Source organism: Mycobacteroides sp. H003 (genome assembly GCF_001440135.1).
GTDB classification, from domain to species: domain Bacteria; phylum Actinomycetota; class Actinomycetes; order Mycobacteriales; family Mycobacteriaceae; genus Mycobacterium; species Mycobacterium gwanakae.
This window is the reverse complement of the sequence record NZ_LJYL01000010.1, coordinates 238,386-251,592: the sequence shown is the minus strand read 5'-3', so window position 1 is coordinate 251,592 and position 13,207 is coordinate 238,386. Positions and strand designations below refer to the sequence as shown.

At 63.3% G+C, this 13,207-nt stretch carries 13 protein-coding genes; 7 read left to right on the top strand and 6 right to left on the bottom strand.

Annotation, left to right across the window (positions count from 1 at the left end; genetic code table 11):
• From AOT87_RS07100 to AOT87_RS07090, 3 genes are all read right to left on the bottom strand, one after another.
• A complete protein-coding gene (locus AOT87_RS07100; RefSeq protein WP_057969540.1) occupies positions 1-1,443 on the bottom strand; it encodes an APC family permease in 1,443 nt (480 codons plus the stop codon).
• A gap of 54 nt (positions 1,444-1,497) precedes the next feature.
• Positions 1,498-2,967: an aldehyde dehydrogenase family protein gene (locus AOT87_RS07095; RefSeq protein WP_057969539.1), complete on the bottom strand. Its 1,470-nt coding sequence runs from the start codon at positions 2,965-2,967 to the stop codon at positions 1,498-1,500.
• A 182-nt stretch (positions 2,968-3,149) separates the two neighbouring features.
• Positions 3,150-3,674, bottom strand: a complete 525-nt coding sequence (locus AOT87_RS07090; protein WP_057969538.1) for an Lrp/AsnC family transcriptional regulator — start codon at positions 3,672-3,674, stop codon at positions 3,150-3,152.
• 290 nt (positions 3,675-3,964) lie between these two features.
• Here AOT87_RS07090 and AOT87_RS07080 point away from each other — a divergent pair, with 290 nt between their 5' ends.
• From AOT87_RS07080 to AOT87_RS07065, 4 genes are read left to right on the top strand one after another with little or no spacing between them, the layout of a single operon-like run.
• The gene (locus tag AOT87_RS07080) at positions 3,965-4,840 is read left to right on the top strand and encodes a transketolase (RefSeq protein ID WP_057969536.1); all 876 of its coding nucleotides are present in this window, start codon (positions 3,965-3,967) and stop codon (positions 4,838-4,840) included.
• The gene (locus AOT87_RS07075) at positions 4,837-5,853 is read left to right on the top strand and encodes a transketolase C-terminal domain-containing protein (RefSeq protein ID WP_030093596.1); all 1,017 of its coding nucleotides are present in this window, start codon (positions 4,837-4,839) and stop codon (positions 5,851-5,853) included. Before AOT87_RS07080 ends, AOT87_RS07075 begins: the two co-directional genes overlap by 4 nt.
• The gene (locus tag AOT87_RS07070) at positions 5,850-7,070 is read left to right on the top strand and encodes an aminotransferase class III-fold pyridoxal phosphate-dependent enzyme (protein ID WP_057969535.1); all 1,221 of its coding nucleotides are present in this window, start codon (positions 5,850-5,852) and stop codon (positions 7,068-7,070) included. The genes AOT87_RS07075 and AOT87_RS07070 overlap by 4 nt, the downstream gene beginning before the upstream one ends.
• Positions 7,071-7,075: 5 nt before the next feature.
• A complete protein-coding gene (locus AOT87_RS07065; protein WP_057969534.1) occupies positions 7,076-8,197 on the top strand; it encodes an alcohol dehydrogenase catalytic domain-containing protein in 1,122 nt (373 codons plus the stop codon).
• Here the strand turns inward: AOT87_RS07065 and AOT87_RS07060 are convergent.
• Both AOT87_RS07060 and AOT87_RS07055 read right to left on the bottom strand, forming a co-directional pair.
• A complete protein-coding gene (locus AOT87_RS07060) occupies positions 8,179-8,529 on the bottom strand; it encodes a gamma-glutamylcyclotransferase family protein (RefSeq protein ID WP_057966045.1) in 351 nt (116 codons plus the stop codon). The two genes, AOT87_RS07065 and AOT87_RS07060, sit on opposite strands and share 19 nt — an antisense overlap.
• Positions 8,530-8,572: 43 nt before the next feature.
• Positions 8,573-9,004 (bottom strand): VOC family protein, encoded by a 432-nt coding sequence (locus AOT87_RS07055; RefSeq protein WP_057967936.1) that lies wholly within the window; start codon positions 9,002-9,004, stop codon positions 8,573-8,575.
• 101 nt (positions 9,005-9,105) lie between these two features.
• On the opposite strand from AOT87_RS07055, the gene AOT87_RS07050 reads away from it, so the two are divergent.
• The gene (locus AOT87_RS07050) at positions 9,106-9,474 is read left to right on the top strand and encodes a cupin domain-containing protein (RefSeq protein WP_057967937.1); all 369 of its coding nucleotides are present in this window, start codon (positions 9,106-9,108) and stop codon (positions 9,472-9,474) included.
• Between the two features lie 77 nt (positions 9,475-9,551).
• Positions 9,552-10,559: an Rv2578c family radical SAM protein gene (locus AOT87_RS07045; protein WP_057967938.1), complete on the top strand. Its 1,008-nt coding sequence runs from the start codon at positions 9,552-9,554 to the stop codon at positions 10,557-10,559.
• 16 nt (positions 10,560-10,575) lie between these two features.
• Here AOT87_RS07045 and AOT87_RS07040 read toward each other — a convergent pair whose 3' ends face one another.
• The gene (locus AOT87_RS07040; protein ID WP_046253938.1) at positions 10,576-11,463 is read right to left on the bottom strand and encodes a neutral zinc metallopeptidase; all 888 of its coding nucleotides are present in this window, start codon (positions 11,461-11,463) and stop codon (positions 10,576-10,578) included.
• 166 nt (positions 11,464-11,629) lie between these two features.
• Here AOT87_RS07040 and AOT87_RS07035 point away from each other — a divergent pair, with 166 nt between their 5' ends.
• Positions 11,630-13,126: a carboxylesterase family protein gene (locus AOT87_RS07035; RefSeq protein WP_232785668.1), complete on the top strand. Its 1,497-nt coding sequence runs from the start codon at positions 11,630-11,632 to the stop codon at positions 13,124-13,126.
• The last annotated feature ends 81 nt before the right edge of the window (positions 13,127-13,207 follow it).

The window sequence follows — 13,207 nt, the reverse complement described above, 5'->3', positions numbered from 1 at the left end:
CTAGTCCTGGGTCAGCGCCTGGTATAGATCAGGCCGTGCGCGCCGGACACGCTCGGCCACGGCCAGCCCGGTGACGAAGATCGCCACGATGAGCCCGCCCAGCACCACCGCCGTCGTGGTGTCGCCCACTAGCAGTGGGAAGTTCTTGACCACCAACAACAGCACCGCAGTGAGTCCGATGAACGACAGTCCCGGCGCAATGGCGCTGTGCCAAAGACTCGGCGCACGCTCGGAGTTCCGAAAGAACACGATCACCGCCAAGCTGGTCATCGCCATGAGGGCAACGAGTCCGAGCGTCGATGCGCCGGTACACCACATATAGGTCTGTGTGATGGGGTCCCACCCGACCACGCTGATGACGACCATCGCGATCAACGAAATCATCGTGAAGGTCAATGAAGATCGCGATGGTGTGCGGTGCCGGCGGTCGATCACGGCCAACGTGCTGTGCAGTAAACCCTTTGTGGCCAAGGTGAATTGATATCTGGTGATCACATTGTGGAAGGACAGCACGCACGCGAAGAAGCTTGTCACGAGCAGTACCTGGATCACATCGGTCAGGATTGGTGATACGTAGCTGCGCGCCAAGTTCTGCACCACCGCCTCCGGCTCGGCCGCTGCCACCCCGACGGCATTGCCGGTGCCCAGCCCGGTGACCACCGCCCACGCGGCGAAGGCATAGAACAGGCCGATGAAAACCACTGCGATGAACGTCGCGCGCGGAATGGTCCGGTCGGGATCCCTGGCTTCGTTGCGAAATACCGCCGTGGCCTCGAAACCGATGAAGGAGAAGAACCCGAACATCAGGCCCAGGCTCGGTGCACCCGTCGCGAAGGCCCTGGGCAACAACGGTTCCAGGGTGAGACCATCGGCTCCGCCCCTGGCGATGATGCCGATGTCCACGACGACGACGGCCAGTGTTTCGGCCACCAGCAGGACACCCAGCACCTTCGAGCTGAGCTCGATATCGCGGTAGCCAAGCACACCGACCAGGCAAATCCACCCGAGGGCGCTGGCCCACCACGGCACGCCGAGATGGATAGTGGTCAGCAAGGCCGAGGTCGCGACACCGAGATAGGTGTAGAGCCCCAGGAGCATGACGGCGTACGACCCCAACGCCAGCGCCGCGGCGCCGACACCACAATGACGGCCCAGCCCGCACTGAATGTAGGAGTAGAACGCACCCGCGTTGGGTACGTGCCTGCCCATCGAGGTGAAACCCACCGAGAACAGCGCCAGCACGACCATCGCCACCAGAAAGAACTGCGGTGCGGCGGAGCTGTGACTGACCGAGATGATGAGGGGAACGCTGGCCGTCACGACAGCCAGCGGTGCGGCCGCCGCGACGACCATGAACACGATCGATCCGACGCCGAGTCCGCGGTTCAGCATGCTGGGGGAGTCGTCGATGTCCCGGGATTCAGCGTGCGATGTGTTGATCATCGTTGTCACCTTCTGACGGCATTGTCGGCTAGTGCGGGTCTGCTCGGTGGCGTTTCACACAGCGCCCAGCACCCCGCGCAGCACGATGCTTTTCACCTGAGTGAACTCGTCGAGGGTGTAGGCGATCCCCTCGCGGCCCAGGCCACTTTTCTTGTACCCACCGAATGCCGCCACATCCGGCCGATAGGTGTTGCCTCCGTTGACCGAAACAATTCCGGCCTTGATTCGCCGCCCGGCATCGATAGCCCGATTCAGGTCGCTGGTGAAGACAGCCGCATTCAAGCCGAACTGTGAGGCGTTGGCGATGTCGATGGCGTCGTCGAGGGTGTCGACCGCGAGCACCGCGAATACCGGACCGAAGATCTCTGTGTCCGTGGCGATACCAATGGCGGGATCGATCTCCAGTAGTGCCGGGTCGATCAGCGCACCTCGCCGGGTGCCACCGACCAACAAACGCGCGCCCTGTTCCACTGCCTCCAGGATCTGCTGCTCGACGGCGCGTGCGGCCTCCTCGGTAATGAGCGGACCCACATCGGTGGTCTCGCATGAGGGATCGCCCACCCGTAGGGCGCCGACTCTGCTGGTCAGTACGGCGAGGAATTCCTCATACCGGGAGCGCACCACCATGATGCGCTTGGTGGCGACGCAGACCTGGCCGTTGGCGTAGGTGCGCCCCGCGATGGCGTGCCGCACGGCAGCGTCGACATCGGCGTCATCGCACACGATGAACGCGTCGTTGCCGCTGAGTTCGAGGAACGCCCGCACGATGTTCTTGCCTGTGTTGGCGGCGATGATGGCACCGACCGCGGTGCTGCCGGTGAAAGTGACCGCCGCAATGTCCGGGCTCTTGGAAAGATGGTCTCCCACGATGTCGCCATAGCCTGTCACCAATTGCAGTGCGGCACCAGGAACTCCGGCACGGTGCAAGATCTCCGTCAGCATGATGGTGACAATCGGATCGTCTTCCGGCGACTTCACGATCATCGCGTTACCGGCGGCAAGCGCGGCACCGACCTTGTGCGCATAGAGCTCGGCGGGGAAGTTGAACGGAACGATGCCGACCATGACACCCAACGGTTCACGGATAGTGACCATGAGATCGTTCTGCATGCCCTCCTGGATATCCAGCGGGATGGTCTGTCCGAAAAGCCGTTTGGATTCCTCGGCGAAACCTTCAAAGATGCGCGCCGTCGTATCGATCTCCAGTTGAGCGTGCGCGACGGTCTTGCCGTTCTCGGCGGATAGCATTGCGCTGAGCTCGTCTCGGCGGGCGCGGATTTGCGCGGCGGCGTCCGCGAGGACCGCGGCCCGGCGGAATGTCGGTGTCTCAGACCATGCCTTGAATCCGAGGGGGGCGGCATCCAGGGCGTCCTGAGCGTCCTGGGCAGTGCCCGCGGGCACCGTCCCGATGAGGTTGCCGTCGAACTTGTTTCGGATCTCGATGACCTCTCCGGAGCTGCTGTCGCGCGCCTGGCCGGCTATCGACATCCGGTGTCCGATCAGTGTGTGCATCGGTGCACTCATTCGTGAGTTCCTCTCGCGGGCAAGGCCTACGCACTTATGCATCGGGCCGACGTGCTCATGATGCGAAACATGCGGCCAACCACGGACGAACTCCGAACATCGTGCCTGATTCGGCTGCGATGTCGGCAAGAATTTCGGTCGGCGCGGGCCAGAAGGCGATTCTGCCGAATGTTCTTCGGTGGCTAGCGGATCGGTCGCCGCATTTCTTCGTAGCCGCTGACGTACTCCATGTGCTGCATGCCGATGTAATGGTCGAAGACGATGCTGGTGGTGGTAGCCGCGACAGGTCCGGAGCTGAGCTTGGTGGCAACGAAATCACGTAATTGGCTCGTCGATGTGCAGGTCACATGAATCAAGAAGTCGTCGGGCCCACCCATGTGAAATACGTTGAGCACCTGCGGAAATTGGATCACCCTGCTGGCATAGTCCTTGACCTGGTCCCGGGCAGGGGGAGGCAGCCGGACAAACACGATGGCCTGAACGGGGAATCCGAGTGCCTCGTAATCGACAAAGGCGTTGATCGACTTGATCAAGCCCAGCTGTTCAAGTCGTTTGATGCGCGCGTGGCAGGTTGATGGTGCGATTCCGGCCTTGCGCGACAGCTCGTTGTTGGGAATGCGGCCATTGGCATTGAGCTCCCACAGCAGGAGTTCGTCGATCTCATCGGTCTTGACCTCACGTGGGCGTTCGTCCTCGTACCGCTGCATGCATGACCTCCTGATCGACCGAAATGACATGTACATACCGTGCCGCCCCGAGGTGCGGCAGTTCCTTCGGATCGACTCGCACGATACGGATGGCCAACGAAAAAAGTGCTTGGTTTGGCTGAAATTCCGAAGGAAGTTCAGTATGCGAGGCATTCTGCCGAAGCGTGTCCCACCATAGCGGAACACCGGCCCACTCGAAGCCGGCACAAGAAATCGCACCTGTTGCCCCACAACACCATTGGCGATCGAGGTCGCATCCAGCCTCGTCACCTGCAAAGGAGCAGAAACCGATGATTCCGACCAAGGGAACGGCCGACCGCGACGCCCTGTTGAAACACCTCGCCGACCGTGCCAAGTTCGTGCGCCTCGAGACGGTGCGTCTGTCCAGGATCGCGGGCGCCGGGCACTACACGTCGTCATTCTCGGCCGCGGAGCTCTTCGCGGCGCTGTATTACGAGATCCTGCAATACAACTCCGCGGACCCGAAATGGCCAGACCGCGATCGATTCGTGCTCAGCAAGGGGCACGCGGCGATCGGTCTGTACCCGATTCTGGCCGACGTCGGCTACTTCGATCCATCTGAACTCGAGAGCTACACCCGGCTGGGCAGTCCGTTCGGGGACCACCCCGACATGAAAAAGGTTCGCGGAGTCGACTTCAGCTCAGGCTCGCTGGGGCACGGGCTCTCGATTGCCGTCGGGATGGCCTTAGCCGGACGCGTGGGTAGGCGGCTGTACAGAACCTTCTGCATGCTCGGCGACGGAGAGCTGCACGAGGGACAGATATGGGAGGCAGCCAATGCCGCGGGCCATTATCGACTGGGCCAGCTGGTCGCCATCGTCGATCGCAACATGCTGTGCATCGACGGGTTCACCGATGACGTGATGGCTGTCGAGCCCATCGAGGATCGATTCGGTGCTTTTGGCTGGCAGACACATCGTGTGGATGGCCACGACCTGGATGCGCTGCTCGACGTGTTCGACAGTCTGCCGAATGTGCAGGACGGTCCACCCCAACTGATCGTGGCCGACACAGTGAAGGGACGCGGTGTGCGACTGATGGAATACAACCCCGACTGGCATGTCGGCAATCTTGTCGGGGCCGACTACGACAACGTGATCGCGGAGCTGGAAGCCGGCCTGCGCCCGCTGGAGGCCGTGAAATGACCGAGACCCAGGACCAGGCAGAGATCTTCGGTGGCGGTGCCACCGAGCTACGGGACAAGCGCTCGTTCGATGGCAGCGATGTCAGTGCGATCCCGGCGTTCGTATTCGGTGAGGAGCTCGCCGATCTCGCGGACAGGGACTCGCGGGTCGTGGTGCTCACCGCCGATCTCGCCAGTGCGAACCGCGCCACCGATTTTGCCGAGCGGCACCCTGATCGCTTCTTCAACATGGGGATAGCCGAGAAGGGCATGATCACCACGGCGGCAGGCATGGCGTCGTGCGGCTATGTACCTTTCGCGGCGACCTTCGCCTCCTTCTCGGCGCTGTTGTGCGCCGAGCAGATTCGCACCGACTGCGCTTATCCGCGGATGCCGGTGCGCATCGTCGGCCACCACTCGGGCATGTCAATGGGGTTTTACGGGACCAGTCATCACGCGCTGGAAGACCTTGGTGTGTTACGCACGTTCGCCGAATTGACGGTGGTGTGCGCCACCGATGCGAACCACCTGCGGGCGATCCTGCGGACGGCCGTAGATCATCCCGGTGCGATGTACATCCGATTGGGCCGTGGTCGCGATCCAGAGGTCTATCCCGCGGTCCCAACGATCACGTTTGGCAGGGCCATCAGAGTGCGTGAAGGCACCGACCTGACCATCATCGCGACCGGCACCGAGGTGCATCCCGCATTGGGTGCGGCCGAAGAACTGGCCGAATGCGGTATCAGTACACGAGTTCTCGACATGCACACGGTGAGCCGGGTGGATGCCGATGAGGTGCTTGCCGCAGCGGGCGAGACCGGGGCCATCCTCACCGTCGAAGAGCACAACATCACCAATGGGCTCGGTTCGGCGGTCGCCGAGGTGCTGTTCGAGGCGGGTGCCCAGGGCGTGCGATTCCGCAAGCACGGTGTGCCGGATGAGTACATCCCGGTCGGGCCGCCGGCCGCGCTCTACGCGGCATACCGTCTGGACGCGCCGGGTATTGCCGAGGTCGCCAAGGAACTCGTTCGATGACTGCCGACAACGACACGGGCCTGTCCAAACGTGCGGCGATGGTCATCCCGGGCGGGATCTACGGACACATGAACGTGCGTGGGTTCTCGGACACGTTGCCGCAGTACATGGTTAGTGGCCAGGGCTGTCGGCTCACGGACACCGAGGGCAAGACCTACCTCGACTTCATGTGCGGGTGGGGGCCGGTAGTCCTCGGCCACCGCCACCCGAAAGTGCAGCGTGCTGTGGAGCGTCAGATCGCCCGCGGTGACTGTCTCAATGGGTCCGCACCAGTCATGGTCGAACTCGCCGAACTATTGGTCGACACCATTGCGCACGCGGATTGGGCATTGTTGGCCAAAAACGGAACCGACGCCACCACGGCGTGTCTGACCATCGCCCGCGCTGCGACCGGACGGCGCAAAGTGCTGATGGCGCGTGGTGCCTATCACGGTGCTGTTCCGTGGTGTACACCGGTAAATGCCGGTGTAACCCATGAGGACCGGGCCCATTTGGATTACTTCGAATTCAACGATCTGTCTTCGGTATACGCAGCGGCAGATCGCGCCGGTGAGGACCTCGCGGCCATCATCGTCTGTCCGTTCCGCCATGACGTGTACCGAGATCAGGAACTCGTTGACTTGGAGTTCGCGCGGGGGCTGCGCACGCTGTGCGACAGGACCGGCGCGGTGTTGATTCTTGACGATGTCCGATGCGGATTCCGTCTCGCGTTGGCCGGCAGCTGGGAACCGCTGGGGGTGCGACCCGACCTGTCCGCCTGGTCCAAGGCCATTGCGAATGGATATGCGCTGGCGGCGGTCACCGGAACGGACGCTCTGCGTGAGGCGGCTACGCAAACCTATGTCACGGGCTCGTTCTGGTTCTCCGCGGTATCGATGGCGGCCGGGATCGCCACCATCACGGAGTTGCGGGATACCGATGCGTTGCAAGATATCTGGCGTGCGGGGGAGCGTCTAAGGCATGGGCTTGCCACCCAGGCCCGTGCTCATGGATTCGAGATCACGCAGTCCGGTCCGGTGCAAATGCCGCTGCTCCATTTCGCCGAGGACGACGACTTCGCCCTCACTCGACGCTGGTGCGACGAGGCGGGTTCCCGTGGCGTCTACGTGCATCCGTATCACAATTGGTTCCTCAGCGCGGCGCACACCAACGCCGACATCGATGAGGCGCTGCAGCGTACCGATGCCGCGTTCGAATCGCTGTTGCGGAGTCGGTGACTGCGATGAAGATCACCGCCGCTGTGCTCGAAAAGTCTGGACTCTCAAGGCCTTTTGCGCGCTCACGCCCAATTTCCGTCGGTGAGGTCGACCTGGCGGCGCCGGGACCGACGGAGCTGCTGGTCCGGATCGAAGCGGCCGGAGTCTGTCATTCCGATCTCAGTGTGGTCGACGGTAACCGAGTACGTCCTGTGCCCATGCTGCTCGGCCACGAGGCCGCGGGAATCGTTGTGGATACGGGCGATGCGGTGACAGATATCCGGAGCGGCCAACGGGTTGTGATGACCTTCCTGCCTCGTTGTGAACAATGCGAGGCTTGCGCTGAGGACGGAAGATTGCCGTGCTCGGCCGGTTCGGCGACCAACAATGCGGGCCTGTTGTTGCGCAACGGCGTGCGCCTACATCGCGCGGGATCACCCATCCACCATCATCTCGGGGTATCGGCCTTCGCGACTCACGCGGTAGTCGATCGGGCTTCCGTTGTCCCCGTGGGCCTGGACATACCCGCCGATGTCGCGGCCGTGTTGGGGTGCGCGGTGCTCACCGGAGGCGGGGCGGTGCTCAATGTCGTGAAACCCCAAGTGGCGGAAACGGTCATGGTGGTGGGGCTTGGCGGCGTCGGGATGGCTGCGGTCGTTACCGCCAGCGCAATCGGTGTCGAGAGAATCATCGCGGTCGACACCGTCGGACAGAAGCGTGTCCGGGCCGTGGAACTCGGCGCCACCGAGGCATACGGGCCTGATGAGATTGCGGAGCAGGGTATTACGGCGCGCTATGTGATCGAATGCGCCGGGCATCCACAGGCCTTCGAAACAGCCTTCGCCGCAACCCGGCCCGGCGGAATGACGGTCACTGTCGGTCTGCCTGCCCCGGCGGCGCGGGCGAGTATTTCTCCGCTGACGCTGACTGCGGAGGCGCGCACCGTGGTGGGGAGTTACCTGGGGTCGGCCGTACCGTCACGGGATATTCCGCGCTATGCGCAACTGTGGCGAGCCGGGAAACTGCCCGTAGAAAAACTCATTTCGTCCAGGATCGAACTCGGGAACATCAACGAGGCGATGGACCTACTGGCCGATGGCCTGGCAATCCGTCAGGTGATCATGTTCGATCAGCCGGCGAATACGTAGACCCAGGCCGTCGCGCCCGAGCGTAATGGCACCGAAATGCGTTGGTAGTCATCGACTTCGTACTCGTCGGCGGCGGCCAGCTGCTCCGCGGTGATCGAGAAGACCGTGCCAGGGACCTGCGCTGCGGAATCAGCCGAGGGGCGCAGGATGGGGTGGCGGTCGCTGCCGCTGGTCGCGATGACATGCGGGTCGGTGATGGTCACGTAGTCCAGATCGAATCCCACGATGGCATCGGCATGGCCGTCCAGTTCCTGCCCGAACGTGGTGCGCTGGACCTCGGCCTGCTGCAGGGTGCCATAGGAGAACAAGAGCTCGGTTGCGGTATCCGTCACGCTGTCAGTCAACCAGGGCACCATCTGGAGTGCATCTGGGCACTCAGCCCCCAAGGTGAACGGTGCCGTCCGGGCCGATCCGCCAGCCGGGGTTATGGGCGATTTCCCAGATCAGCCCGTTGGGGTCCTGAATGTGGGCGTGGAACACCCCGCCGAATTGCCCAGGCTGCGGCGGTTTGAGAACCGTGCCGCCGGCGGCCGCCATGATGCCGGAGAGCGCGGTGACGTCCTCGGCAGAATCGACGTTGTGGGCCAGGGTGATCCCGGAGACTCGCGAATGGTCACCGGTTGCGGCGAGATCCTCGTTGAACTTGTCTGCCAGGAAAAAGCCCAGCAGCTGCCCGGGTGCTGACTGGTAGAAGATAATTTCGCCCTCCACGTCGAGCAGTGGAGTCCACTCCAACGCGCCATAGAAACGTCGGGTCGCATCCAGATCCGTTGCGGCAATGGTGACGAAGTGCAACTGCTGCTTCATGAAACCCAGCCTAGTTTTGTGTTCCGACACTGGCTGAGGGGCTTGATGTCTTAGGTCTTGGCGGGGTTGACCGCGTTTTGTGAGGAAGGCACCATCGGAGTATGTCCGGTGGGGTAGTGGATCTTGGTGAGAAGTTGGCGCTGTTTTCCGAGCTATGGTCGCCGAAGGTGGTGGCTCGGCTCAACGACTACGAGGTCAAAGTCGTGAAGCTAAGCGGGGAGTTTGTGTGGCACAAGCACGACGAGACCGATGAGTTGTTCTTGGTGATCACAGGCGAATTGACCATCCAGTTACGGGATCGGGATGTCACCGTTGGCCCCGGCCAGTTGTTCGTGGTCCCTCGTGGCGTGGAACACCGCCCCCGCGCTCACGGCGAAGTGCACGCAGTGTTAATCGAGCCTACGGGGGTCGTTAACACCGGTGATGCTGGTGGTGCTCTCACTGCCGCCTATGACGATTCGTTCGCCTAGCACTTTCCAACTCGAGTTAGTGTTCCGACACGGACGGGGGATTGACAGGGGCATCGAACATATGTTCGCATAGAGGTATGCGGTGGGACGGTCAGACGCTGGCGGCCGACGACGGTGCACTCCCTGGCTTGGAACGTATTGGCTTGGTGCGCAGCGTCCGTACGCCCGAGTTCGAGGGCATCACCTTTCATGAGGTGTTGTGTAAGTCCGCGCTTAACAAGGTGCCCGCGGTATCGATGCTGCCGTTTCGGTTTACTGTCAACGCGTTTCGTGGATGCGCGCATGCCTGCCGCTACTGTTTCGCGCGTCCGACCCACGAATATCTGGAGTTTGACAGCGGTGCTGACTTTGACAGTCAGATCGTCGTGAAGACCAATCTGGTGCCGGTGCTCAGGAAGGAACTGGGGCGCAAGTCCTGGAATCGTGAGACGGTCGCACTGGGTACCAACACCGATCCCTATCAACGGGCCGAGGGGCGCTATGGGTTGATGCCGGGAGTTATTGCAGCGCTGGCAGATTCGGGAACTCCGGTGTCGATCCTCACCAAGGGCACCCTGTTGCGCCGGGATCTGCCGCTGCTTGCCGAGGCTGCCCAGCAGGTCCCGGTGAGTCTGGGAATATCGCTGGCCATCGGCGACGAGACGTTGCACCAGGCGGTTGAACCGGGGGTGGCGACACCGCAGGCGAGGCTGTCGCTGATCGCCGCGGCGCGTGAGGCCGGGTTTGAACCGCACGTGATGGTGGCGCCGGTGCTTCCGTTCCTCACCGACACGGTGGAGCATCTCGACGACCTATTGGGCCGCATCGCCGATGCCGGTGCCTCCGGTGTCACCGTGTTTCCTCTGCACTTGCGCGGGACGACACGCGGCTGGTTCATGTCATGGGTATCGCAAGCGCACCCCGAGCTCGTCGGTCGATACCGGGAGCTGTACCGCAAGGGCGCGTACGTACCCGCCCAGTACCGGGCGTGGCTGCGTGAGCGTGTGGGGCCATTGGTGAGTAAGCACGGGCTGGCGTCGCATCGTGAGGAAACCCCTACGAGGCCAGTTAAATTGACGCCCGCGTTGGAGCCCACACTGTTCTGATCGCCGGGCGCCGGGCCTAGTTCAGGTTGTCGGCGTTGAAGGTGTCGCAGGTGCGGAAGTCGCCGGTGTTGTACCCCTGGGTAAACCACCGCTGACGCTGCTCGGATGAGCCGTGCGACCACGCCTCGGGGTTGACCCGCCCCGTGGCCCGCTTCTGGATCCGGTCATCGCCCACGGAGGACGCTGCCGACAATGCATCCCGAATGTCTTGCTCCGTCAAGGGTTTCAGGAACGGAACGCCGCTGCCTTCCTGGACGGTGGTCGAGGCATGCTTTGCCCAGACGCCGGCGTAGCAGTCGGCCTGCAGCTCGGTGCACACGCCGCCACCTGCTTGCCCCTCGGCACAACGGTGGTTCTTACCCAGCACGCCGAACAAGTTCTGTACGTGATGCCCGAACTCGTGCGCCACCACGTACTCCTGGGCCAACGGGCCACCACTGGATCCGAACTGGTCCACCAGCACCTGGAAAAAGCTGGTATCGAAGTACGCGGTTTGGTCGGCGGGGCAGTAGAAGGGGCCGACCTCCGTGGAGGCGGCGCCGCATCCGGTGTTCACCTGACCGCTGAACAGCTTCACGCCCGGCCGCGGGTACTTGGGTCCGAGGATCTGCGTCCACACGGCATCCACCGAGTTCCCGGTGGCGATGATGCGGCAGTCCAACGACTTGTTCGCGTCGGCGCCGGTCTTGCAGTGGCTGAAGTCCTGCGTCTGTTCCTGCGCGGGGCCTGCCTGCTGCTGGCCTTGTTGTTGCAGAACCTGGCTCGGGTCGCCGCCGAGCAGCAACACCACCACCGCGATCAGCAACCCGCCGACGCCGCCGCCGATGGCCATCTTGGGGCCGCGCCCCATGCCGCCACCCGAGGTGGTGCTGGTGTCGATCTGCATGCCTTCGTTGAAGGTCATTGGTCTGTCACTCCCGTGTCGTAGCTCTGCCACTCAGCTATTGACTGCTGCCGGCTGCCGATACCTTTGCATACTCCACAGACGCACGTACCGCTACATGGCGAAGAGTTCATGTCGGGTCCGGGACTTTCCGGCGGGGCCTATCGGCTCTGGAGCGCTCTTCCGCATTACGATTCGATGCGTGGCCGTTGACGTCGCCCTGCCGACCGTCGTGCGCACGCCGTTGGGGGACCTGCGCGGAACCACCGAAGGCGGTGTTTCGGTCTGGCGCGGGGTGCCGTACGCGCGTCAGCCGGTCGAGCAGCTCAGGTTCCTGGCACCTGTCCCCTTGGAACCCTGGGACGGCGTACGTGACGCCATCGAGCACGCGCCATTACCTCCGCAAGGAAAATCGTTCGTGGGCGCAGGCCGGGACGACCCCAAGGTTCGCGGCGAAGACTGCCTGACGGTCACGGTCTGGTCACCGGACATCCACGCAAACCTGCCCGTCATGGTGTGGATTCCGGGGGGAGCCTTCGTTTTCGGCGCCGGACAGCTGGAGCTCTACAGCGGTGCGCGGCTCGCGGCCAACGGCAACGTCGTGGTCGTCAACGTCACCTACCGGATCGGAGCCCTGGGCGGGCTGGAACTCAGTGCCCTGGGTGAAGGTTTCGACGACAACCTGGCGCTGCGTGATCAAATCGCGGCGCTGACGTGGGTGCGTGACAACATCGCGGCGTTCGGCGGTGACCCTGACCGCGTCACGATCTTCGGCGAGTCGGCCGGGGCGACGTCGGTGCTGGCACTGCTGGCGACCCCGGCAGCAGGGGGTCTGTTCGGGCGTGCCATCGCGCAGAGCCCGGCATTGCCGCTGATTGCCGACAAGGCGCTGCGGGACCGGCGTGCACATCGGTATCTCGAACTGCTCGATGTGACCGATCCCAGTCGGCTCAAGGTCTTGCCGCAACGGGAGCTGCGCCGCGGTGCGGCCAAGCTGCAGATCGAGAGCGCGACCGAGACTCCTGTCCTGGGCTACGGGCTGACGCACGGCACCGATCTGCTGCCGCATCACCCTGTTGAGGCTGCGCGACGCGGCGAGGTGCATCAGGTGCCGCTCATCATCGGGTCAAACAGCCACGAGGCGTCGATGTTCGCGCGCGTAAAACCGCCGATGCTGCCCACCACCGAGCCGACCGTCAACGGTTACTTCAATCGGATAGGCCCGGAGTATCAAGACGCGATCATTGCCGCGTACCCGCAGTACCCGAGCCGTTCGGCGCTGGTGGCGGTGGGCTCCGATGCCATGTTCGCCGCGCCCATGTGGGCTTTCGCCGATGCCTACAGCGCCTTTGTCGACACTTACATGTACAGGTTCGACCACACGGCATGGGGCCTCCGGCTCCTGGGTCTCGGGGCCACCCACGGCAGCGAGATCGTGCATGTCCACCACAGCTACGGTTCGTTCGTCGGGATGCTGCTGAGCCCACTGGGCGCACGGATGATGCCCTCGGTCGGGCGCCGCATGCAGCGAGCGTGGCTGGATTTCGCCACCGGGGGCAGCCCCGACGACTGGCCGCTCTACGGCGCGGACGGCAGACGCACCCGAATCATCCGGTCTCGCTCCGACGTCACCATCGAAGATCCCGACTCGGTGCGCCGGATCGCCTGGGCCCAGGTGCACTGAGCCTCGACACGGCGCACCCGACAGGGCAACGAACGCGGGCCGCTAGGCTCAAACGTCTAATACTGACCTCTTGTAGAACAA